21 protein-coding genes are annotated in these 21371 nt (G+C 66.0%); 7 read left to right on the top strand and 14 right to left on the bottom strand.

The genetic code is table 11. The annotated features are described in order from the left end of the window. Nucleotide 1: 1 nt before the first annotated feature. A complete protein-coding gene (fadD3, locus tag A5706_RS04560; RefSeq protein ID WP_068127473.1) occupies nt 2-1531 on the bottom strand; it encodes a 3-((3aS,4S,7aS)-7a-methyl-1,5-dioxo-octahydro-1H-inden-4-yl)propanoate--CoA ligase FadD3 in 1530 nt (509 codons plus the stop codon). Nucleotides 1532-1578: 47 nt separating this feature from the next. Here fadD3 and ipdE1 point away from each other — a divergent pair, with 47 nt between their 5' ends. After that, nucleotides 1579-2727 (top strand): acyl-CoA dehydrogenase IpdE1, encoded by a 1149-nt coding sequence (gene ipdE1 / locus A5706_RS04555; RefSeq protein ID WP_068127470.1) that lies wholly within the window; start codon nt 1579-1581, stop codon nt 2725-2727. Further along, the gene (gene ipdF / locus A5706_RS04550) at nt 2724-3512 is read left to right on the top strand and encodes a (5R,7aS)-5-hydroxy-7a-methyl-1-oxo-2,3,5,6,7,7a-hexahydro-1H-indene-carboxyl-CoA reductase (protein WP_068127469.1); all 789 of its coding nucleotides are present in this window, start codon (nt 2724-2726) and stop codon (nt 3510-3512) included. Before ipdE1 ends, ipdF begins: the two co-directional genes overlap by 4 nt. A gap of 9 nt (nt 3513-3521) precedes the next feature. Here the strand turns inward: ipdF and A5706_RS04545 are convergent, their stop codons facing one another. From A5706_RS04545 to A5706_RS04525, 4 genes are all read right to left on the bottom strand, one after another. Then, the gene (locus A5706_RS04545; protein ID WP_068127468.1) at nt 3522-5201 is read right to left on the bottom strand and encodes a PPE family protein; all 1680 of its coding nucleotides are present in this window, start codon (nt 5199-5201) and stop codon (nt 3522-3524) included. 260 nt (nt 5202-5461) lie between these two features. Continuing rightward, the gene (locus A5706_RS35145) at nt 5462-5701 is read right to left on the bottom strand and encodes a hypothetical protein (protein ID WP_068127462.1); all 240 of its coding nucleotides are present in this window, start codon (nt 5699-5701) and stop codon (nt 5462-5464) included. Nucleotides 5702-5843: 142 nt separating this feature from the next. Further along, entirely contained in the window at nt 5844-7487 is a 1644-nt protein-coding gene (locus A5706_RS04530; protein ID WP_068127531.1) for a PPE family protein, read from the bottom strand. 223 nt (nt 7488-7710) lie between these two features. Beyond that, nucleotides 7711-9333, bottom strand: coding sequence for a PPE family protein (locus A5706_RS04525; RefSeq protein WP_068127461.1), 1623 nt, complete (start codon nt 9331-9333; stop codon nt 7711-7713). A gap of 237 nt (nt 9334-9570) precedes the next feature. On the opposite strand from A5706_RS04525, the gene kstR2 reads away from it, so the two are divergent. Together kstR2 and fadA6 are read left to right on the top strand one after the other, a co-directional pair. Then, nucleotides 9571-10179, top strand: a complete 609-nt coding sequence (kstR2, locus tag A5706_RS04520; protein WP_156766951.1) for a TetR family transcriptional regulator KstR2 — start codon at nt 9571-9573, stop codon at nt 10177-10179. After that, nucleotides 10176-11336 (top strand): steroid 3-ketoacyl-CoA thiolase FadA6, encoded by a 1161-nt coding sequence (fadA6, locus tag A5706_RS04515; protein ID WP_068127459.1) that lies wholly within the window; start codon nt 10176-10178, stop codon nt 11334-11336. Before kstR2 ends, fadA6 begins: the two co-directional genes overlap by 4 nt. Before the next feature lie 86 nt (nt 11337-11422). Here the strand turns inward: fadA6 and A5706_RS04510 are convergent, their stop codons facing one another. The 9 genes from A5706_RS04510 to echA20 all read right to left on the bottom strand — a co-directional run bounded on the left by A5706_RS04510 (nt 11423) and on the right by echA20 (nt 17724). Beyond that, nucleotides 11423-11854, bottom strand: coding sequence for a VOC family protein (locus tag A5706_RS04510; protein WP_068127529.1), 432 nt, complete (start codon nt 11852-11854; stop codon nt 11423-11425). Nucleotides 11855-11896: 42 nt separating this feature from the next. After that, nucleotides 11897-12325 carry a helix-turn-helix transcriptional regulator gene (locus tag A5706_RS04505; protein WP_068127457.1) on the bottom strand — a complete coding sequence of 143 codons (429 nt, stop codon included), beginning with the start codon at nt 12323-12325 and terminating at the stop codon, nt 11897-11899. 29 nt (nt 12326-12354) lie between these two features. After that, nucleotides 12355-13092: a hypothetical protein gene (locus A5706_RS04500; protein WP_068127455.1), complete on the bottom strand. Its 738-nt coding sequence runs from the start codon at nt 13090-13092 to the stop codon at nt 12355-12357. Then, nucleotides 13089-13736, bottom strand: coding sequence for a SatD family protein (locus tag A5706_RS04495; RefSeq protein ID WP_068127453.1), 648 nt, complete (start codon nt 13734-13736; stop codon nt 13089-13091). The genes A5706_RS04500 and A5706_RS04495 overlap by 4 nt, the downstream gene beginning before the upstream one ends. Before the next feature lie 61 nt (nt 13737-13797). After that, nucleotides 13798-14220, bottom strand: coding sequence for a nitroreductase (locus A5706_RS04490; RefSeq protein ID WP_082964193.1), 423 nt, complete (start codon nt 14218-14220; stop codon nt 13798-13800). A 42-nt stretch (nt 14221-14262) separates the two neighbouring features. Beyond that, nucleotides 14263-15348, bottom strand: coding sequence for a (3aS,4S,5R,7aS)-5-hydroxy-7a-methyl-1-oxo-octahydro-1H-indene-4-carboxyl-CoA dehydrogenase (gene ipdC / locus A5706_RS04485; RefSeq protein WP_068127451.1), 1086 nt, complete (start codon nt 15346-15348; stop codon nt 14263-14265). After that, nucleotides 15348-16088 carry a cholesterol ring-cleaving hydrolase subunit IpdB gene (gene ipdB / locus A5706_RS04480; protein ID WP_068127450.1) on the bottom strand — a complete coding sequence of 247 codons (741 nt, stop codon included), beginning with the start codon at nt 16086-16088 and terminating at the stop codon, nt 15348-15350. Before ipdB ends, ipdC begins: the two co-directional genes overlap by 1 nt. Then, nucleotides 16085-16969 carry a cholesterol ring-cleaving hydrolase subunit IpdA gene (gene ipdA / locus A5706_RS04475; protein ID WP_068127448.1) on the bottom strand — a complete coding sequence of 295 codons (885 nt, stop codon included), beginning with the start codon at nt 16967-16969 and terminating at the stop codon, nt 16085-16087. Before ipdA ends, ipdB begins: the two co-directional genes overlap by 4 nt. Then, entirely contained in the window at nt 16966-17724 is a 759-nt protein-coding gene (echA20, locus tag A5706_RS04470; protein ID WP_068127446.1) for a (7aS)-7a-methyl-1,5-dioxo-2,3,5,6,7,7a-hexahydro-1H-indene-carboxyl-CoA hydrolase, read from the bottom strand. Before echA20 ends, ipdA begins: the two co-directional genes overlap by 4 nt. Before the next feature lie 98 nt (nt 17725-17822). Here echA20 and A5706_RS04465 point away from each other — a divergent pair, with 98 nt between their 5' ends. From A5706_RS04465 to A5706_RS04455, 3 genes are all read left to right on the top strand, one after another. Then, the gene (locus A5706_RS04465) at nt 17823-18581 is read left to right on the top strand and encodes an SDR family oxidoreductase (RefSeq protein WP_068127525.1); all 759 of its coding nucleotides are present in this window, start codon (nt 17823-17825) and stop codon (nt 18579-18581) included. Nucleotides 18582-18595: 14 nt separating this feature from the next. Further along, complete coding sequence (locus tag A5706_RS04460; protein ID WP_068127443.1) at nt 18596-19501, top strand: SDR family oxidoreductase; 906 nt, start codon at nt 18596-18598, stop codon at nt 19499-19501. Between the two features lie 156 nt (nt 19502-19657). After that, nucleotides 19658-21310: a PE-PPE domain-containing protein gene (locus A5706_RS04455; protein ID WP_068127442.1), complete on the top strand. Its 1653-nt coding sequence runs from the start codon at nt 19658-19660 to the stop codon at nt 21308-21310. The last annotated feature ends 61 nt before the right edge of the window (nt 21311-21371 follow it).

Raw genomic sequence — 21371 nt, 5'->3', positions numbered from 1 at the left:
TTCAGGCCAACTCTCGCAGTTGTGGTTTGACCACCTTGCCGCCCGCGTTGCGCGGCAACTCGTCGACGAACCGCACCGACCGCGGCGCCTTGAAGTTCGCCAAATGCTCACGGGTGTAAGCGATCACCGATTGCTCGTCCAGGTCGGAACCGGACCGGGGCACCACGAACGCGCGCCCCACCTCGCCCAGCCGCTCGTCGGGAACCCCGATCACCGCGGCGTCGGCCACCCCGTCCATCCGGGCCAGGACCTGCTCGACCTCGGCGGGGTAGACGTTGAACCCGCCGCAGATATACATGTCCTTGAGGCGGTCGGTGATGCGCAGGTTGCCCGCCTCGTCGACCGCGCCGATGTCGCCGGTGTGCAGCCAGCCCTCGGCGTCGATGGCGGCGTTCGTCGCCGCGGGGTCGTCGAGGTAGCCGAGCATGACGTTGGGCCCGCGGAGCAGAACTTCACCGCCCTCACCGATCCGCAATTCGAAGTCGGCGAACGGACGCCCGCAGGTGGTGGCGACGGTGACCGCGTCGTCGTCGGCGCGGCACATGGTTCCCATGCCGTTGGCCTCCGTCAGCCCGTAAGCGGTCAGCACGATGTCGATGTCGAGCTCGGACTGCATGCGCTCCACCAGCACGACCGGCACGGTGGCGGCGCCCGTCACGGCGAACCGCAGCGAGCTCAGGTCGTAGTCGTTGCGCGCCGGATGGTCCAGCAGAGTCTGATAGATGGTGGGCGGACCCGGCAGCACGGTGATGCGGTGTCGCTCGATGGCTTGCAGCGCCCGCAGCGGGTCGAAGGTCAGGTGCGGGATCAGCGTCGCGCCGGTCTGCAGGCAGGCCAGGATGCCGGCCTTGTAGCCGAAGTTGTGGAAGAACGGGTTGATGCAGAGGTAACGGTCGTCGGCGGTGATCTTGCCGTTGGCGGCCCACGACGCCGAGGCCGACAGCGACTGGCGGTGCGCGCACATCACGCCTTTGCTGCGGCCCGTGGTGCCGGACGTGAACAGGATGTCGCTGACGTCTTCGGGAACGACGGCCGCGGCGCGGTCGGCCACCGCCGCCGTGTCGCTCCCGCGGGCCATGAAATCGTCCCAGGTGCCGTCGTCTGCCTCGATCGGGATCCGCACGATGTGTCGCAGCGCCGGCAGGGCTTGAGAACCAAAGCGGTCCAGGTCGGCGATCCGATCGTTGCCGAGGAACCGGCCCATGCCGAACAACACGGGCGCGTCCGTGCGCGCGAGGATGTCGGCGGCCTCCTCGGCGGTGTAGCGGGTGTTCAGCGGCACCATCGCGGCGCCGGCGTGGTGAATCGCGAGGCAAGCCACCACCCAATGCCAAGTGTTCGGCGACCAGATGGCCACCCGGTCGCCGGCTTGGACGCCCAGCGCGATTAGCGCGGCCGCCGCGCGGTGCACCTCGGTGCGTAGTTCGGCGGACGTGAAAGACCGCTCCTCGGTGATCAGCGCGTCGTGGTCGGGCAGTTGGTGTGCCAAGCGATCCAGCGCCGCGGGCACGGTGCGGGGATCGGTGGACACTGGAACTCCTTAACAAAGCAAGTGCTTGGTAGGTTAGCCTACAGGGCATGCAGGACGTCGAAGAGTTCCGGGCGGAGGTCCGCCAGTGGCTCGCCGACAATCTGGTCGGCGAATTCGCAGCTCTCAAGGGCCTTGGTGGCCCCGGGCGCGAGCACGAGGCGTTCGAGGAACGCCGGGCCTGGAACCAGCATCTCGCCGAGGCCGGACTGACTTGCTTGGGCTGGCCGGTGGAGCACGGCGGGCGAGGGCTTTCGACGGCGCACCGGGTGGCGTTCTACGAGGAGTACGCCAAGGCAGATGCCCCGGACAAGGTCAACCATTTCGGCGAGGAGCTGTTGGGCCCGACGCTGATCGCATTCGGCACACCGGAGCAACAGCAGCGGTTCCTGCCCCGGATCCTGGACGTCACCGAGCTGTGGTGCCAGGGCTACTCCGAACCCGGCGCCGGCAGCGACCTGGCCAACGTCTCGACCACCGCCGAACTCGACGGGGACCAGTGGGTGATCAACGGCCAGAAGGTGTGGACGTCGCTGGCGCATTGGGCGCAGTGGTGCTTCGTGGTGGCGCGCACCGAGAAGGGCTCCAAGCGGCACGCCGGCCTGTCCTATCTGCTGGTCCCGCTGGACCAACCGGGCGTGCATGTCCGCCCAATCATTCAGTTGACGGGCGACTCGGAATTCAATGAGGTGTTCTTCGACGACGCCCGCACCGACGCGTCGTTGGTGGTCGGCCAGCCGGGCGACGGGTGGCGCGTCGCGATGGGGACGCTGACCTTCGAGCGCGGCGTCTCCACCCTCGGACAGCAAATCCGGTACGCCCGTGAGCTTTCCAACCTGGCCGAGCTCGCACAGCGCAACGGTGCCGCCGGCGACCCGTTCATCCGCGAGCGGCTGACGCGGGCCTGGACGGGCCTGCGGGCCATGCGTTCGTACGCTTTGGCCACTATGGACGTGGAGCAGCCCGGCCAGGACAACGTGTCGAAGCTGTTGTGGGCCAACTGGCATCGCGATCTGGGCGAGTTGGCGATGGACGTGATCGGCCGGCCCGGGGTGGCGTTGTCCGACGGGGAATTCGACGAATGGCAACGGCTTTTCCTGTTCAGCCGCGCCGACACCATCTACGGCGGGTCCAACGAGATCCAGCGCAACATCATCGCCGAGCGGGTGCTCGGCCTACCGCGAGAGGTTAAGGGATGACGCTCTCCGAAGCGCCGAAAGAGATTGCCGGACACGGGCTTCTGCAAGGGAAGGTGGTCGTGGTGACCGCGGCCGCCGGAACCGGTATCGGCTCGGCGACCGCCCGGCGGGCACTGGCCGAAGGGGCCGACGTGGTGGTGTCCGACCACCACGAACGGCGGTTGGGGGAGACCGCCGACGAGCTCGGCGCGCTCGGGCTGGGCCGGGTGGAGAAGGTGGTGTGCGACGTGACGTCCACGGCCCAGGTCGACGCCCTGATCGACTCGACCACCGCGCGCATGGGCCGCCTCGACGTGCTGGTCAACAACGCCGGGCTGGGCGGGCAGACCCCGGTGGTCGACATGACCGACGACGAGTGGGACCGCGTCCTGGACGTGACGTTGACGTCGGTGTTCAGGGCGACCCGCGCGGCGCTGCGGTATTTCCGCGAGGCGTCGCACGGGGGCGTCATCGTGAACAACGCCAGTGTGCTGGGCTGGCGCGCGCAGCACTCGCAGTCGCACTACGCTGCGGCCAAGGCCGGCGTGATGGCCCTAACCCGCTGCAGCGCAATCGAAGCCGCCGAGTACGACGTCCGGATCAACGCCGTCTCGCCCAGCATCGCCCGGCACAAGTTTCTGGACAAGACGACCTCGGCCGAATTGCTCGACCGGCTCTCGGCGCAGGAGGCGTTCGGCCGTGCGGCCGAGCCGTGGGAAATCGCTTCCACCATAGCCTTTTTGGCCAGCGATTACTCGAGTTACCTCACCGGAGAGGTGATTTCGGTATCCAACCAGCACGCGTGAGCTGATCGGCTACAGGCGGGCCAGGTTGAAGAGCCCTGCGATGCCGGTGCCGATGTTGAACAGGCCCGAGTTAGAGCCGCTGACCGTGCCGATGGGGAATATGCCGAGCGGTTGCGTAACGCCCGTGTTGAAGAAGCCCGACGAAAAGCCGTTCTCGCTTGAACCGCCGCTGGCCGTGTTGAAGAAGCCGGAGCTGCCGCCGTTAACCAGGCCGCCAGTGGCACGGTTGTAGAAGCCGGACGTAGCGTCGCCGGTGTTCCCAAAGCCAGAGTCCCCGGCCCCCGTGTTCCCGAAGCCGGAGTTCTCGAGGCCGCTGTCGGTGGTGAAGCCGGCGCCGGTGTTCACGTTGCCCGAATTCCAGAAGCCGGTGTTTTCGAAGCCCGAGTTCCCGTTGCCGGTGTTTTGGAAGCCCGAGTTCCCAAAGCCGGTATTGGCATTGCCCGAGTTCCCGGCGCCCGTGTCGAAGTTACCCGCGTTTCCGAAGCCGGTGTCCCATTGGCCCGCGTTGCCGACGCCCGTTGAGAAGACGCCCGAGTTCCCGATTCCGAAGTTGTTGGCTCCCGCGTTCCCGATGCCAATGTTGTTCAGGCCGCCCGGATGCGCGGTACTGGATCCCGTGTTGAAGATGCCGACGTTGCCGCTGCCTGAGTTGAAGAACCCGATGTTGCCGGTACCGGAGTTGCCGAAGCCGATGTTGCCGCTGCCAGAGTTCAGCCCGCCGAAGCTGAACTGGTTGGTGGCGGTGTTGAAATAGGTGTTGCCGATGCCGATCTCGTTGCTGCCGGTGAGCCCGAAGCCGATGTTGTTGTTGCCGGTGTTGCCGCCACCAACGTTGCCCACGCCGGTGTTTCCGCCACCAATGTTCCCACTGCCGGAGTTGCCGAAGCCGTAATTGCTGGTGCCGGCGTTGCCCAGGCCCACGTTACGGCCGGTGGTTAGGCTGGTACCGGAATTCCCGAACCCGATGTTCCCCGCGCCAATATTTCCGGAGCCGACGTTGTTGCTCCCGAAGTTTCCGTTACCAATGTTGGTGTTGCCGAAATTTCCGCCGCCCAGGTTGGAGCTGCCGTTGTTGCCGTTGCCGACGTTGCCGCTGCCGGTGTTGCCGTTGCCCAGGTTGGCGTTGCCCTTGTTGCCGGCCCCCAGGTTGGGCAGGGTGGCGAACAGTTGCTGCAGGGTCTGCGCGGGTGTGAGCGCTGAGGCAGCGGCTGACGCACCGGAGTAATACCCCGACATCGCCGCCACGTCCTGGGCCCACATCGCCTCGTACTCGCTCTCGAGTTGGGCGATCGCCGGGGCGTTGAGGCCGAACCAGTTCGACATCACCATCTGCACCAACGAGTTCCGGTTGAGGTCCACCAGGATTGGGTGCACGGTTGCCGCCTGGGCGGCCTCGAAGGCACTGACCACCGCACGGGCCTGCCCGGCCGCGCCCGCCGCCTGCGTCGCCGCCGAATTCAACCACCCGGCGTAGGGGGTGGCCGCCGCCGCCATCGCCTGAGATGCCGGGCCCTGCCACGCCTGACCGACCAACCCGGATGTCACGGAGGAAAACGCCGACGCCGCGGAGCCCAACTCCGAGGCCAGCCCGTCCCATGCGGCCGCCGCCTCGAGCATCGGTGCCGAACCTGCGCCGTTGAACATTAACAACGAGTTGATTTCGGGCGGCAACACCATGAAGTTCGCCATCGATGACTTCCTTCCGTATTCCCGGCTACCCCAAGGGGACTCGGTCCGAACGAAGCAACGTATTTCCAAATCGGAATGCTACGACTCTGGGGCGCTGTGCATCCTGGTTTCGGTAGAAAAGTTAGAGAGGCTGGATTCGGGTGACCGAGCTAACCCGATGATCAGTTACAAGCGGGTGAGGTCAAACAGGCCGGCTATGCCGGTGCCGATGTTGAGCAAGCCCGAACTAAAGCCGCTCGCGACGCCGCTCGGCGAGGCCTCTAGGGGCCGGTGACGCCGATGTTGAAGAAGCCCGACGCCTGACCGTCCACAGTCGAGCCACCGAAGGCCGTATTGAAGAAGCCCGACATCGAGGTGTTGTTAATGCCGCCGCTGGCGCTATCGGAGAACCCGGACATGTCGGAGCCCGTGTTGAAAAAGCCCGAGTCGCCGACACCGACGTTGCCGAAGCCCGAGTTGAGTGCGCCGCAGTCGGTGATGAACCCGAGGCCCGTGTTCACATTGCCCGAATTCCAGAAGCCGGTGTTTGCGTTGCCCGAATTCCCGTTGCCGTGTTGAGTTTGCCCGAGTTGTCACGATGTTCGAGCTGGCACGGCTAACAACATCACCGCGTGGCGGGCGACATCGCTGATGTGGCGCGCGCTAACCCGCCAACAGTCGAGCGAGGCTGAACAGACCGCCAAACTCGGTGCCCGTATTGAAGAATCCGGATAGCGAGCCGCTGAAGGTCGGGTTGAAAGTCGGGACCCCGGTGTTGCCGATACCCGACATCGCGCCCCCGTTGATGACGGTGTTGAAGAAGCCAGAGGCAAATCCGTCGGTGGCCGTGTTGTCGAAGCCCGAGACATTTGTGCCGGAGTTGTTGAAGCCCGAGTGGCTGGCCCCGGTGTCGGTGGTGAAGCCGAAACCGGTGTTGGCCAGACCGGAATTCCACGCGCCCGTGTTGACGCCGCCCGAATTCCCCCAGCCTGTGTTCGTGGCACCCGAATTCCACCACCCGGTATCGAAGCCGCCGCCGTTCCCGAAGCCGGTGTCAAGTCCGCCCGAGTTCCCGAAGCCCGTGTTGACATCAGCGGAGTTCCCGAAGCCGAAGTTCCAGTTTCCCGCGTTTCCGAAGCCGATGTTGCCGGCGCCCGCGTTCCCGAAGCCAAAGCTGTTGAGGTGACCGGGCAAATGGGTGTTGGTGCCCGTGGAGAAGAAGCCGATGTTGCCGTTGCCGGAGTTGAAGAAGCCGATGTTGCCGGACCCCGAGTTGCCGATGCCGATGTTTCCCGCGCCCGAGTTCAGCCCGCCGAAGCTGAACTGGTTGGTCGCGGTGTTGAAATAGGTGTTCCCGATGCCGATTTCGTTGCTGCCGGTGAGCCCGAAGCCGATGTTGTGGTTGCCGGTGTTCCCGCCGCCGATGTTGTTGTTGCCGGCGTTGCCGCCCCCGATGTTGTTGTCCCCGGCGTTTCCGAGGCCCCGGTTCCCGTCCCCGGCGTTTCCGAGGCCCCAGTTATTGCTGCCGGCGTTGCCGAAGCCCACATTGTGGCCGAGATCGGTGATCGAGCCGGGGTTAGAGCCGTTGCCGGAACCGATGTTTCCGTCGCCGTGGTTTCCGAAGCCAATATTCCCGTTAGCCGGGACACCGGCAAAGCCGTTGCCGCCACCGATGTTGTTGTTGCCGGTGTTTCCGCTGCCGAGGTTGGCAATTCCGGTGTTGCCGGGGCCCACGTTGGCGTTGCCCTTGTTGCCGATGCCCAGGTTCGGCAGCGTGGCGAGGATGTCCTGCAGGGTCTGGGCGGGGCTTAATCCCGCGGCCGCCGCAGACGCCCCGGAGTAATAGCCGGACATGGCCGACACGTCCTGGGCCCACATGGCCTCGTAGTCGCCCTCGACCTGGGCGATCGCAGGGGCGTTGAGGCCGAACCAATTCGACATCGCCAATTGCACCAACGAATTGCGGTTGAGCTGAACCATGAGCGGGTGCACCGTCGCCGCCTGGGCCGCCTCGAACGCGCTTACCACCGCCCTCGCCTGGCCGGCCGCTCCCGCCGCTTGAGCTGCCGCCTCGGTTAGCCAGCCCGCATACGGGTTGGCCGCGGCCGCCATCGCCTGAGATGCGGAGCCCTGCCAGGCCTGACCCGCCAGGCCCGAGGTCACCGACGCAAACGACGACGCCGCCGATCCCAGCTCCGAGGCCAGGCCATCCCAGGCCGCCGCCGCGTCCAGCAATGGCGCCGAACCGGCGCCGCTGAACATCAGCAGGGAATTGATCTCCGGCGGCAACACCGCAAAATTCGCCATCGTGGCCTCCCACCCGTCGGCGCCGGTCCATTTGGCGACCGGTGGTCGATATGGAATCGCGTAATCCTTCACAGATGGTACGACTATCGCGGCGTCCACAGTAGGTTTTTCGCGTGACAGCGACGCTTATGGCCCGCGTTTGTCCGAGTTACTCAACCGTAAAGATCATTCCGATTCCACTCAGTGTCCGTGGGCCGTCAGACGCGGCCGCAAAGCTGATTGGTTACAGGCGGGCGAGATTAAACAGACCCGCGATTCCGGTGCCGATGTTGCCCAAGCCCGAGTCACTGCCACTGAAGGGGCCGCTCCCCGCGCTGATAATCGGGCCCGTCACGCCGGTGTTGAAGAAGCCCGAGACATCACTGTCGCTAACCGAGCCGCCGGTGACTTTGTTGAAGAGGCCCGAGACGTCTCCGTTGAAGGCGCTGCCGCCGCTGGCCGAGTTGAAGAAGCCTGACACGGACCGGCCCGTGTTCCCAATGCCCGATTCACCCACACCGGTGTTGTTGAATCCCGAGTTCAGCTGGCCGCTGTCGGTGGTGAACAAGAAGCCCGTGTTCACGTTGCCAGAATTCAAGAAGCCCGTGTTGACGCTACCCGAATTCCCAAAGCCGGTATTGACGTCGCCGGCATTCCAGAAGCCTGTGTTGGCAAAGCCCGAATTCCCGAAGCCTGTGGCGGTGTTGCCCGAATTCCAGAAGCCGGTGTCGAACTGGCCCGCGTTCCCGAAGCCCGTGCCCAGAGTATCCGAGTTGCCGAACCCGAAGTTCAAGACGCCGGAGTTTCCGATGCCAATGTTGTTGATGCTGCCCACAACTCCGGCCCCACCTGGCACCAGGGTGTTGACGCCCGAGTTGAAGATGCCGATGTTGCCGCTGCCCGAGTTGAAGAAGCCGATGTTGTTCGTGCCGGAATTCCCGAAGCCGATGTTGCCGGTGCCCGAGTTGAGCCCGGCGAAAGTGAATTGACCGGTTGCCGAGTTGTAATAAGCATTCCCGATACCGACCAGGTTGTTGCCTGTAAGGCCGAAGCCGACGTTGCCGTTGCCGGTGTTCCCGCCGCCGATGTTCGCGTTGCCGAGGTTGCCCAAGCCGAAGTTCCCGTTGCCGAGGTTACCGATGCCGACGTTATGACCGCCCGGATCTCCGGTCATCATGCTGGCCTCGCCGGCATTCCCAAAGCCGATGTTGGCGTTGCCGATGTTGCCGCCGCCCAGGTTGGAGTTGCCGCTGTTTCCGCTGCCGAGGTTTCCGCTGCCTTTGTTGCCGCTGCCCAGGTTGGCGTTGCCGAGGTTGCCGATGCCCAGGTTGGGCAGCGTCGCGACGATGTCCTGCAGGGTCTGGGCCGGTACCAATTGTGCGGCCGCCGCCGACACCCCACCGTGATAGCCGACCATCGCCGCCACGTCTTGGGCCCACATCGCCTCGTAGTCGCCTTCCAATTCGGCGATGGCCGGCGCGTTGAGCCCGAACCAATTCGACATCACCGCCTGCACAAAGGAGTTTCGGTTGGCCGCCACCGCCAGCGGATGGATCGTTGCAGCCTGCGCCGCCTCGAATGCACTGGCCACCGCCTGCGCCTGTCCGGCTGCGTCCGCAGCCTGGGCGGAGGCCGAGCTGAGCCAACTCGCGTATGGACCAGCTGCAGCCGTCATTGCCTGCGAGGCCGGCCCCTGCCATGCCTGACCCGTTAGCCCGGAGATCACCGACGAAAATGAATTCGCTGCCGCTCCTAGCTCATCGGCCAGACCGTTCCATGCCGCAGCGGCCTCCAACATCGGCGCAGATCCGGCACCGCTAAATATCCGTAAGGAATTGATTTCTGGGGGTAACACCAAGAAACTCACGACCGTTGACCTCCACGCGTCGACCCATTTACGGCGTCGGGCTGGCCCGAATGTCGGTGAGATTACGACGCTGCCGGAGGTTTCTCCCGGTTTTGGCTGAAATTCCCCTCAGTTCGAAACCCACGAATTTCTCGTTAGCCTGGCGCGGAAACGCGAGCTAACGAGGCCGTGTCGGTGATGGGGGGCCAACCCGTGGCCTCGCTGGCCGAGCAAGCGCTTGGTTGATACCCTGATCCGGTGGACCGAGTGACCGGTCAGGCTAACAGCCGGCGAGACGAGTTGCTTGCGCTCGCCGCGACCATGTTCGCCGAGCGCGGTCTGCGCGCCACCACCGTCCGCGACATCGCCGACGGCGCGGGCATCCTGTCCGGCAGCCTGTACCACCATTTCTCCTCCAAAGAGGAGATGGTCGACGAGCTGCTCCGCGAATTCCTGGAGTGGCTGTTCACCCGCTACCGCGAAATCATCGACAGCGAGCCCAATCCGCTGGAGCGGCTCAAGGGACTGTTCATGGCGTCGTTCGAGGCGATCGAGGATCGCCACGCGCAGGTCGTCATCTACCAGGACGAGGCCAAACGGCTGCTGTCGCAAGCCCGGTTCTCCTACATCGAGGACATGAACCGCCAACAACGCAAGATGTGGGTCGAGGTGCTCAACCAGGGCATCGACGAGGGCTGCTTCCGGCCCGACCTCAATGTCGACCTGGTGTACCGATTTATCCGTGACACCACCTGGGTGTCGGTGCGCTGGTATCAACCCGGCGGACCGCTCACCGCGCAGCAGGTGGGTCAGCAATATCTCGCCATTGTCCTTGGCGGCATTACCAAAGAAGGAGCGACACAATGACTGAGGCGTACGTCATCGACGCTGTGCGAACCGCGGTCGGCAAGCGCAACGGCGCACTGGCCGGGATACATCCGGTCGACCTGGGCGCTTATGCGTGGCGCGGCCTGCTCGACCGAGTCGACGTCGACCCCGCCGCCGTTGAGGACGTGATCGCCGGCTGCGTCGATGCGATCGGCGGACAGGCCGGCAACATCGCCCGGCTCTCGTGGCTGGCCGCCGGCTACCCCGAAGAGGTGCCCGGCGTCACGGTGGACCGGCAATGCGGTTCCAGCCAACAGGCGATCTCCTTTGGCGCCCAGGCGATCATGTCGGGAACCGCCGACCTCATCGTGGCCGGCGGCATGCAGAACATGAGCCAGATCCCGATCTCGTCGGCGATGACCGTCGGCGAGCAGTTCGGGTTCACCTCGCCCACCAGCGAATCCAAGCAATGGCTGCACCGCTACGGCGACCAGGAGATCTCCCAGTTCCGCGGCTCGGAGATGATCGCCGAGAAGTGGAACCTGTCCCGCGAAGAGATGGAGCGGTTCTCGCTCACCAGCCACGAACGCGCGTTCGCGGCGATCCGCGGCGGACATTTCGACAACGAAATCATCACTGTCGAAACGGAATCCGGCCCGTTCCGGGTCGACGAAGGCCCGCGTGAGTCGTCGCTGGAGAAGATGGCCGGCCTGAAGACGCTCGTCGAGGGCGGCCGGCTGACGGCCGCGATGGCCAGTCAGATCTCCGACGGCGCCAGCGCGGTGCTGCTCGCCTCCGAGCAGGCCGTCAAAGACCACGGGTTGAAGCCCCGAGCCCGCATCCACCACGTCAGCGCCCGCGCCGCCGACCCGGTGTTCATGCTGACCGGACCCATCCCGGCCACCCGCTACGCGCTGGAAAAGACCGGGCTGTCAATCGAAGACATCGACACCGTCGAGATCAACGAGGCGTTCGCGCCGGTGGTTCTGGCGTGGCTCAAGGAGATCAAGGCCGATCCCGAGAAGGTCAACCCCAACGGCGGCGCGATCGCCCTGGGTCACCCGCTCGGCGCGACCGGCGCCAAGCTGTTCACCACCATGCTCAACGCGCTCGAGCGCATCGGCGGCCGCTACGGCCTGCAGACGATGTGCGAGGGCGGCGGCACGGCCAACGTCACGATCATCGAGCGGCTCTAGCTCGATTCGCCGAGCGCGCGTGTTTGTGCGGCGACACGCCGCAGATCGCGTACAACTGCGCACGCTCGGTGTGGCGGGACGCCTGGTCAGCCGCGTGCCGGATCGAACTCGAGCACTTGGGTGAGCCGAATGTTGTTGCCGGATGGGTCGCGGAAGGAAGTGTCGATACCGTAAGCCTGCGGCGTCGGGGGATCGTTGAATGTAACGCCGCGAGTGGACAATTCGTCGTAGGCGGCCTGGCAATCGTCGGTCTCCAAAAACAAAGTGCCACCGGCTCCCTTCGCCACCAGCTCGGCCAGTTGCGCGCTGGCCGCAGCGTCGAGCATCGGCGGCCCCGGCACGGGCATCAGCACCAGCCCGACGTCGTCCTGCTCGACGGGTCCGACGCACAACCATCGGAAGTTCCATGCCTGCATCGTCATGTCGGCCCGGACTTCCCAACCGAGCGTTTTGGTGTAGAACTCGAGCGCCGCCTCTTGGTCGTGCACCCAGAATTGTGCGTTGGCAATCTTAAGCATCGGCCCTCTCCTGACGTTGTTGCGTTGCATAGACGCTGCGGATTACGCGGGTCCGTCGTCTTCTCGAAACGTGCGGTTTCGTGGCCGTCCGTAGGCCAGCGCGACACAGCGCGGAATTCGTACATAACGCTCGGCGGGTGGGAAGGTGGCCCGATAGATCTGCGGCGTCACGCCGAACATGCGGCGAAAGCTCGTCGTGAACGAGCCGACGCTTTCCCAACCCACAGCGATGCAAACGGCAGCCACCGTCCAGTCGGTCGTGCGTAGCAACGCGGCGGCACGTTCCAGCCGCCGCGTCAGCAGGTACTGGTGCGGCGACTCGCCGAACGCCTGCTTGAAGCGTCGACTGAAGTGGGCCGGAGATAGGCCTGCGGCCGCGGCCAGGTCGGCGACGAAAAGCGGTTCGTAGTAACGCGCGTCGACGAGATCTTTGGCCCGCAGCAGGTGCCGGGCCGCCGGTGCAGATGCCACCCCTATAGTCTGCCCGTCGTAAGAGCAGATTAGGCGCCCAGCACCAGCGCGATCCCGCCCAGGGCCAGCAGCCAGCTGGTGAAGCTGCCCAGCAGAAAGTATTCGGTCACCTCGTCGATGCCGACCTCGCCGTTGCGGTTCTTTTGGGCGCTCAGCTCCGGAAAACGGATGATTCCCTTGGCGGCGACGACGGCGCTGGCCGCGGCCACCTGCCCGCCGACGCCGAGGCTCAGGATCAGCAGGCGTTCCATCGGGCCCAGCAGCCGGCCGCCCTTGAGCCGGTCGGACGGCTGCGGCTCACCCGCCGGGCGTACCGCGCCCACCGAGCCAAGCACGAGGCGCACCAACTGATTTCCGGTGGCGAACTGCACCAGCACCACGGCGATGATCATCAGGAGCCGGGTGGGCGTCACGTGGCTCAGTGGCAATTGCACCCACGCACACCACCGCGCGATCAGGCCGTTCACCGCTGAGGACCAGCCGGACAACGCGATCAGCAGCACCAGCGCGGCGGCGAACACGGCCAACGGCGTCGCCTGTCGTTTGCCGCTGCGCTCGGACCGCAGGCATAGCCACTCCCACACCACGGCGGCGGTGGCCGCCAACACGAGCAGCGGGATATCACCGCGGTGCCACAACGCACCCAGCGCCGCGCAGCCCGCCACCACGGCCGGCGCGATCACCAGCGGGAACCACGCCGGGCGAACCGCCCGCCGGCACAGGTCGGCGATCCCGAGCGCGATCAACAGGACCGCGACGGCGCTCATGGCAAACTCCGAAGATATTGGGAGGCACGGACAATCAGGTCCAGACCGTCACGGGCCGCCCGTTGGGACACCGCGGAAGGGCTGATGCCCTCGGCCGCGGCGAGTTCCTTCTTGGTCCGCCCCGCCATCAAGCCCCTCACAATCCGTAACGATCTTTCATCGAGCGATCCAAGCAGATGGTCCCGACAAATCAGGGCGGCGTTGACGGCGGCGACGTCGGTGCGCGTGTCCTCGTCCGCCCGGAACGTGGTGCGCACCAGGGTGAAGCCAGGCTGCCGCTGCGCCTCCGCCGTCTGCTGGATAGCCGCCCGGGCGGTCCACCAGCCCGGCCCGTCCTGGATCCGGGCATCGGGGTCGAGGATGGCGACCGTGCCCCAGCCGATGCCGAACCGAACGTCGGTCTCGGGGGCAAGCAGCAGGCGCACCGCCAATGCGGCGTCGATGGCGGCACCAAGGGTGGGATAGCTGCCCTGGAACTCATCGCCGACGGTGAAGGCGGGCGGATCGAGGGCACCGTTGGCGACCTCCCGCAGCGCGGTCGCGACGCGCCGGTGCAGCGCTCGCCGGTCGCGCGCGCGGCGGGACCCGACGACGTCGCCGATCATCGTCGCACGCAGTGAAGATAGGATCTTCACCTTAGCCATATGAAGATTATAGCTTCACTTATGCTGAATTCAGAGGCTGGCTTAACTCAGCCCCGGTGGCTTAGTTCGTCGATTGGTCGGTGAGCTTGAGGTACCCGTCGATGCCGACCCGCTCGAAAGTGCGCCGGCGTGGGGCCGACAGCATGGGCAGCGCCGTCGCCGCGTCGATGATCTCGGGCTGCCCCACCTCGTAGTCGTGGCCTTGTGACGCGATCGTCGCCCGTCCCGCCGCGCGGACGTTCTGCAACCAATCCACGTCGGTGCCGTAGGGCAGCGGTATGACGAAGCCGTCGGCGATGCGCTCGGCCACGACCGGCGTGGTGTACTGCTTGCCGGAGCGCCGCCCGGTGTGCTTGATCGCGGCCGCGTACCAGTGCTTGTGGCCGGCCAGCTGCACCATCAGCGGGTTGAGCAGGTATTTGTTCGAAGCGCGAACGGCGTTCAAGAGCGGAGTGGGCCAGGATCCCGGTGCCAGCGTCATCATGCATCCAGGATGACGCCGCGTCCCGCGTCGCGGCCAGGGTCCTTAGTCCACCGCTGACGGTTCTTCGACCAGCGCCGTCGCGGCCTTCAAGTGTGCGATCGCGTCGCGGACGATCGATTCGATCAGCTCGGCACACGACGGCAGGTCCTCCAGGATGCCGGCCACCTGACCGGACGCCAGCACGCCGGCCTCGGTGTTGCCCTCGACCAGTCCAGCTTTGAGCAGCATCGGGGTGTTCGCCGCCATCACCACCTGCGACCAGGTCAGCTCCTTGCCATGGCGCATCGCAAGGCCGTCGCGGATCATCGAGGCCCACGTCATCTGGGACATGTTCTTGAACTTGGCCGCGTTGCGCACCGCTGCCGCCAAACCCCTTACCGGCGAGCCGCTTTCCAGCTTCTCGACCAGCCCGGTGCGCAGCACCCGATGCGGCATGCCGTCGACTCGCGTGGTGACGACCGTGCCGTCCAGCGCCGCCTCGAGGTACCGCCGTTTGACCGCGTCGGGCACCGTGGAATCCGAGGTGAGCAGGAACCTGGTGCCCATCGCCACACCGGCGGCGCCGTAGGACAGCGCCGCCGCGAGACCACGCCCGTCGAAGAATCCGCCCGCCGCGATCACCGGGATCCCGGTGCCCTGCACGGCGTCCAGTACCGACGGCAGTAGCAGCGTCGTCGCTACGGGCCCGGTGTGCCCGCCGCCCTCGCCGCCCTGCACGATCATCGCATCGGCGCCCCAGCCCGCGACCTTGCGTGCGTGTTTGGCCGCACCGATCGACGGGATGACCACCGCCCCAGCGTCTTTGAGCCGGGCGATCAGCTCCTGCTTGGGCGCCAACGCGAATGACGCCACCTTGACGCCCTCTCGGATCATCAACTCGACGCGATCGCCCGCGTCGGCGGCGTCGGCGCGGATGTTCACGCCGAACGGCTGGTCGGTCGCGGCCTTGACCTTCTTTATGGCCGTCGCCAACTCGTCCAGGGTCATCGTCGCCGAGGCCAGGATGCCCAGCCCGCCCGCGTTGGCCGTGGCGGAAACCAGCCGGGCACCGGCCACCCAGCCCATGCCCGTTTGCACCACCGGATGCTCGACGCCGACCAGCTCGGTCAGCGGTGTGCGCAGCCTCATTAGCGGATCTCTCTGTCGCGCAGCGCTTTCGGATCGATCACCTCACGGATCAGGCGCAGCTCGTCATCGGTCGGCAGCCGGGTCTCTTTCGCGTCGTCGAGGCCGTCCACCTCGAACGACGTGTTCTGCCGGACGTCGTCGGGCGACACACCGGGGTGCAGGGACACCGCCCGCATCGTCCTGCCGGGCCCGTTGAAGTCGAACACCCCGAGGTTGGACACCACCCGATATGGGTTGGCAAATCGGAACGCCGGATTGTCCGCATCGATCTTGTCCCAGCCGATGCCGCACACCACGTCGACCGCCTCGCAGAACACCCGCTTCGAGTGATTGCCGACCCAGTAGCTGGTCGCGTGGTTGATCGCGTTGCCGGGCGCGCCCCGCAGGCCGAACATCTGCCGGGTGGGGTGCTGCAGCGGGCCGAACGCCGAGATGTTCTGATTGCCAAAGCGATCCACCTGATTGGCGCCCATCACGACGTGCCGGCGCCCCCAGGCCAGGGTCTCGAACACCCGCCCGAACGGCATCCAGCCTTCGATCGCGCCGGTCTTGCCCAGCGCCGGGGTGTCGGCCAGCAGCTGCGCCTCGCCGTCGGTCAGCAGGATGTCCGGCGAAAACGTCAGCCGGGCCAGCCGCGCGCCGACGGACGCCATGTTCGTCATCGGGCTGATCATGATTTCGCCCGCGTCCCTGAACAACTCGGCGCAGGCGACCGCGCAGACCTCCGCTCGGGTGCTCATTTCGCGGCCTCCTCTGCAAATGCGCGAACCGCCGCCTGGTAGTCGTCCTCGCCACCCGACAGGTAGGTCTGGACGAAACTCTGCCAGCCCTCGTCGGTGGAGGCGGCCTCGGCGTAGTGTCGCTGAAACTTCTCGTCGCGGCCGTAATCCGGTGCGGCGGTGGTGAAGTGGGCGCCGCCGGGCGCCTCCACGACCGCGTCGACCATCATGCGGTTCACCAGCAGCGCCTGAGGTGGGACCGCCTTGACCAGCTCCTCGGTCGCGACGACGCGCTCCACCGACAGGTAGCGTTTGGCGGCCGCCATCAGGAAGAGGTCGTCGAAGTAGGGGTCGATGCCGGTGTAGGCCGCATTGCCTTGGCTGTCACCGAGATTGAGGTGCACGAAGGCCGCGTCCAGGCGCAGGGCCGGCATGGCCAACAGCGTCTCGTGCCCGCCGCCGGGCGCCGGGTAGGGGCTGGTGACCGTCCGCAGCTCGCCCTCCCAGAAGTCCGGAACCGAACTGCCCAACCCGGCGCGGATCGGCAGGAACGGCAGCCGCTGCGCCGCTGCCTGCAACCCGCAGCGCAGCATGCCCTCGTCCATCTCCCGGGCTTCGATGGCGCCGCTGGTGCGGGCCTTGGCGAACCACGGGTCGTAGAACGGCGCGGAGTCCAGCGACACGAAGCCGTAGTAGACGCGCTTGACCTTGCCCGCCGAGCACAGCAGCCCGAGGTCGGGTCCGCCGTAGGTGACGACGGTCAGGTCCTTGACGTCGGTGCGCAGCATCGCCCGCACGAAGGCCATCGGCTTGCGTCGGGAACCCCAGCCGCCGATGCCGATCGTCATGCCGCTGCGCAGTTGTGCAACGGCGTCGTCGAGGGTGGTCCGCTTGTCGCTCAAGACTTTTCACCCTTCGTCGTGCCGGCGAACGCGTCGCGGTGCTCGTCGGCCACGCCGGCGAGGTTGAGCTCGAACGTAAACCCCTGCTCCATGCGATAACTCGAGTTGACCCGTTGCACGTCGATGAGGTTGAGAGCCTCCTTGGCCGCGCGGATGACGCGAGTGTCCTTGGCGGCGATGTCGCGGGCGACCCGTAAAGCGGCCTCGTCCAGCTGATCCCGGGGTACCACCTCATGCACCGAGCCGAAGTGATGCAGCGTGGCGGCGTCGACGGTGGCGGCGGTGAAGAACAGCCGCCTCATCAGGTGCTGCGGCACCAGCCGCGACAGGTGCGTCGCCGCGCCCAGCGCGCCGCGTTCGACCTCCGGCAGCCCAAACGTGGCGTCGTCGGAGGCCACGATGACATCGGAGTTGCCCACCAGGCCGATGCCGCCGCCGACGCAGAATCCGTTCACGGCCGCGATCACCGGCACGGCGCATTCGTAGACCGCCCGGAAGGCGGCGAAGCAGCCGCGGTTGGCGTCGATCAGCGCGGTGAATCCCTCGGTGCGCTGCATCTCCTTGATGTCCACACCCGCGTTGAAGCCCCGGCCTTCGGCCCGCAGGATCACCGCGTGGGTCTCGGGATTGGCGCCGGCGGCCGTGACCGCGTCGGCCAGTTCAAACCAGCCGCGCGACGGGATGGCGTTGACGGGCGGGTAGTCGACGGTGACCGCGACGATGCCCGGTTCGGTGGTGGTGGTTGTGATGGGCAAGGTGCCACTTCCTCGTGGGGTAACTACCTAAGCAAGCACTTGCTTGGTACGCTAGCACAGTGACTCCCGCCGAAGCAGGCTCGCCCCTTTCGGAAGGCATCAACCTGGGGCTGGCCGGGCGGGTGGTTCTGGTTACGGGTGGTGTGCGCGGCGTCGGCGCCGGCATCAGCTCGGTCTTCGCCAAGCAGGGCGCCACCGTGATCACCTGCGCGCGCCGGCCCGTCGAGGGCTCGCCGTACGAGTTCCACCCGTGCGACGTACGCGACGAAGAGGCCGTCAAGTCGTTGATCGACTCCGTCTTTGACCAGCACGGCCGGTTGGACGTCGTCGTCAACAACGCCGGGGGATCGCCCTACGTGCTGACCGCGGAGTCCAGCGCGAAGTTCAACCGCAAGATCATCGAGCTCAACCTCATTGGCGCGCTGTTGGTTTCGCAGTGCGCCAACGAAAAGATGCAGAACCAGCCCGGCGGTGGTTCGATCGTCAACATCTGCAGCCTGTCCGGCCGTCGGCCGTCGCCGGGCACCGGCGCGTACGGCGCGGCCAAGGCCGGCCTGGAAAGCCTCACGAAGACGCTGGCGGTGGAATGGGGCCCCAGGGTTCGGGTCAACGCCTGCGTGGTCGGGATGGTCGAAACCGAACAGGCCGATCTGTTCTACGGCGACGCCGAGTCGATCGCCGCGATCTCGAAGAACGTGCCACTCGGCCGGCTGGCCAAGCCGGAGGATGTCGGTTGGGCCGCAGCGTTTTTGGCCTCGGACGCGGCGTGCTATATCAGCGGTGCCTCGCTGGAGGTGCACGGCGGTGGGGAGCCGCCGCACTACCTGGCCACCACGAACGCGAACGCGATCAAGTAGAGGAGACAACAAATATGGGTTTGGTTGACGGCCGGGTTGTCATAGTCACGGGAGCGGGCGGCGGTATCGGTCGCGCGCACGCGCTCGCCTTCGCGGCCGAAGGCGCGCGCGTGGTGGTCAACGACATCGGCGTGGGCCTGGACGGCTCGCCCGCGGGCGGCGGCAGCGCCGCGCAGGGCGTCGTCGACGAGATCACCGCGGTCGGTGGCGAGGCCGTCGCCGACGGATCCAACATCGCCGACTGGCGCCAGGCCGCCGGGCTCATCCAAAAGGCCGTCGAAACCTTCGGTGGCTTGGACGTTTTGGTGAACAACGCCGGCATCGTCCGCGACCGGATGATGGCGAACACGAGCGAAGAGGAGTTCGATGCCGTCATCGCCGTGCACCTCAAGGGGCACTTCGCCACCATGCGGCATTCGGCGTCGTATTGGCGCGGGCTCTCCAAAGAGGGCAAAACCGTGGACGCGCGGATCATCAACACCAGTTCCGGCGCGGGCCTGCAGGGCAGCGTCGGGCAGGGCAACTACAGCGCCGCCAAGGCGGGCATCGCGGCGATGACGCTCGTCGGCGCCGCCGAGATGGGGCGGTACGGCGTGACCGTCAACGCGATCGCGCCCTCGGCCCGCACCCGCATGACCGAGACCGTCTTCGCCGAGATGATGGCCACGCAGGACCAGGATTTCGACGCCATGGCGCCGGAGAACATCTCCCCGCTGGTCGTCTGGCTGGGCAGCACCGAATCCCGCGACGTCACCGGCAAGGTCTTCGAAGTCGAGGGCGGCAAGATCCGGGTCGCCGAGGGCTGGGCGCACGGCCCGCAGATCGACAAGGGCGCCCGGTGGGATCCGGCCGAGCTGGGACCCGTCGTCGCCGACCTGCTCGCCAAGGCGCGACCGCCGGTTCCGGTCTACGGGGCCTAGCCTCCCGCGGCGCTGGGCGCACCGAATGCGGCTCTGCGGCAAAATATCTCGCGAGTCCTATCGCGTTTCTTCTTAAACGCGATACTCTGCACTCCGGGCAGCGCGTCCAGGGGTGGACCGGACGCCGGCTGGCCGCGGAACCAATGGAGGTTTCAGATGTCCTATCTCGTCGCGGTGCCGGAGAACCTGAATTCGGTGGCAACAGAGTTAGCCGGCATTGCCGAAGCGCTCAACACCGCGAAGGCGTCCGCGGCTGCTCGGACCACGGGGATCCTAGCCGCGGCCAAGGATGAGGTGTCGGCGGCGATCGCATCGTTGTTTTCCGGGCAAGCCCAGGCCTTTCAGGCGGTGAGCGCGCAGGCGGCGGCGTTTCACCAGGAATTCGTGCGGGCGCTGTCGGCGGCCGCTGGAGCCTACGCGGACGCGGAGGCGGCCGGCGCTTCCCGCCTGCTCGCCGGACCCGGTGCCACCAGCGCCGCGAACGTGGCTTTGATCATGGGCGGCAGTGGGGAACCCATACCCACCCCCGACTTCATCACGAAGAACTTCAACCTTTACATCGCGCCCTTTTTCCAGAATTTCACGCCGCAAGCCCTATTCACACCCGAAGGCAATTACGGGCTGTACACCGGGGTCAAGAGCTTGACGCTGGACATGTCGGAAGCCCAAGGCGTCCAGATTCTGGATCAAACGATATTGCAGCAGGTCCACGCGGGTAACACCCTCGTTGTCAAAGGTGAATCGCAGAGTTCGACGATCTCGTCCATGGTGATGCCGCTGCTCGCATCCCAGGGCGTGCCGACGTCGGCTGTCTCCTTCGTGCTAACCGGCGATCCCAACGCTCCCAACGGCGGACTCTTCGAACGGTTAAACGGCCTGAGCATCCCGGCTCTCGGCATCACCTTCAACGGCCCCACCCCGGACAATCTGTACCCGACCACCATCTGGACGCAGGAATACGATGGCTTCGCCGACGTCCCGCAGTACCCAATTAATTTGCTGTCGGATCTCAACTCGCTTGCCGGGATCTACTACGTACATCCCACCTACACGGATCTGACCCCCACCCAGCTCGGAACGGCGATCCCATTGCCGACCGTGGGCACTCCCATGACCACCTACGAGATGATCCCCACCCAGAATCTGCCGCTGCTGGAACCGCTGCGCGCGATCCCGGTGGTGGGCAATCCTTTGGCCGACCTGATCCAACCGGACTTGAAGGTGCTGGTGAACCTGGGCTACGGCGACCCCAATTACGGTTGGTCGCAGGGTCCAGCGAACGTGCCCACCCAGTTCGGTCTTTTCCCGCCCCTGAGCGACGTAGAAAAAGTGCCCGGCCTGCTCGCCTCGGGTACCCCGCAGGGCATCGCCGACTTCATGCACGACGTCTCCGCCGAATTCTCGTCAACCGGGTCGCTCGCGTCGTCGCTGGGTTCGCTGACCATGCCCTCTTCGGGGCCGTCAGCCATCTCGTTGCCCAGCCCGGCCGATCTCGTCTCCGCGCTGTCACCGGTCAACGTCGCCGGCAATATCTACAACACGGTTAATACGCTGTCGGGCGCGGCTTCGGATGCCTACTCGATTCTGCTGCCCACGGCCGATGTCGCCAATGCTCTCGTGACGAGTCTGCCCGCTTACGACCTGACCCTATTCGCCGACGGACTTCAAACGGGTAACCTCGTCGCAGCCATCGGCCAACCCATCGCAACCGACACCTACCTCATCCCCTTGGCCGGCGCCTTCGAAGCGTTCGCCGTCATAGGTCAGGCGGAAACCGTGATCGGCGACCTGTCGAACCTCATCCCGTAGGATCCGCCTGCGCCGAACGTGCACTGATGGCGGAAAATCGCCGAAAACACCTCCGCCAGTG

This window comes from Mycobacterium sp. E796 (assembly GCF_001672815.1).
GTDB lineage: Bacteria > Actinomycetota > Actinomycetes > Mycobacteriales > Mycobacteriaceae > Mycobacterium.
The sequence above is the reverse complement of the archived record's forward strand: the minus strand, read 5'-3'. Positions and strand labels throughout refer to the sequence as shown.

Bases quoted from the DNA above. Each gene is read 5' to 3' on its own strand.
- ipdE1 (WP_068127470.1), top strand. From the start codon at position 1,579: ATGCAGGACGTCGAAGAGTTCCGGGCGGAGGTCCGCCAGTGGCTCGCC.
- ipdF (WP_068127469.1), top strand. From the start codon at position 2,724: ATGACGCTCTCCGAAGCGCCGAAAGAGATTGCCGGACACGGGCTTCTG.
- A5706_RS04545 (WP_068127468.1), bottom strand. From the start codon at position 5,201: ATGGCGAACTTCATGGTGTTGCCGCCCGAAATCAACTCGTTGTTAATG.
- A5706_RS04530 (WP_068127531.1), bottom strand. From the start codon at position 7,487: ATGGCGAATTTTGCGGTGTTGCCGCCGGAGATCAATTCCCTGCTGATG.
- fadA6 (WP_068127459.1), top strand. From the start codon at position 10,176: ATGACTGAGGCGTACGTCATCGACGCTGTGCGAACCGCGGTCGGCAAG.
- A5706_RS04510 (WP_068127529.1), bottom strand. From the start codon at position 11,854: ATGCTTAAGATTGCCAACGCACAATTCTGGGTGCACGACCAAGAGGCG.
- A5706_RS04500 (WP_068127455.1), bottom strand. From the start codon at position 13,092: ATGAGCGCCGTCGCGGTCCTGTTGATCGCGCTCGGGATCGCCGACCTG.
- A5706_RS04495 (WP_068127453.1), bottom strand. From the start codon at position 13,736: ATGGCTAAGGTGAAGATCCTATCTTCACTGCGTGCGACGATGATCGGC.
- A5706_RS04490 (WP_082964193.1), bottom strand. From the start codon at position 14,220: ATGATGACGCTGGCACCGGGATCCTGGCCCACTCCGCTCTTGAACGCC.
- ipdC (WP_068127451.1), bottom strand. From the start codon at position 15,348: ATGAGGCTGCGCACACCGCTGACCGAGCTGGTCGGCGTCGAGCATCCG.
- ipdB (WP_068127450.1), bottom strand. From the start codon at position 16,088: ATGAGCACCCGAGCGGAGGTCTGCGCGGTCGCCTGCGCCGAGTTGTTC.
- A5706_RS04460 (WP_068127443.1), top strand. From the start codon at position 18,596: ATGGGTTTGGTTGACGGCCGGGTTGTCATAGTCACGGGAGCGGGCGGC.
- A5706_RS04455 (WP_068127442.1), top strand. From the start codon at position 19,658: ATGTCCTATCTCGTCGCGGTGCCGGAGAACCTGAATTCGGTGGCAACA.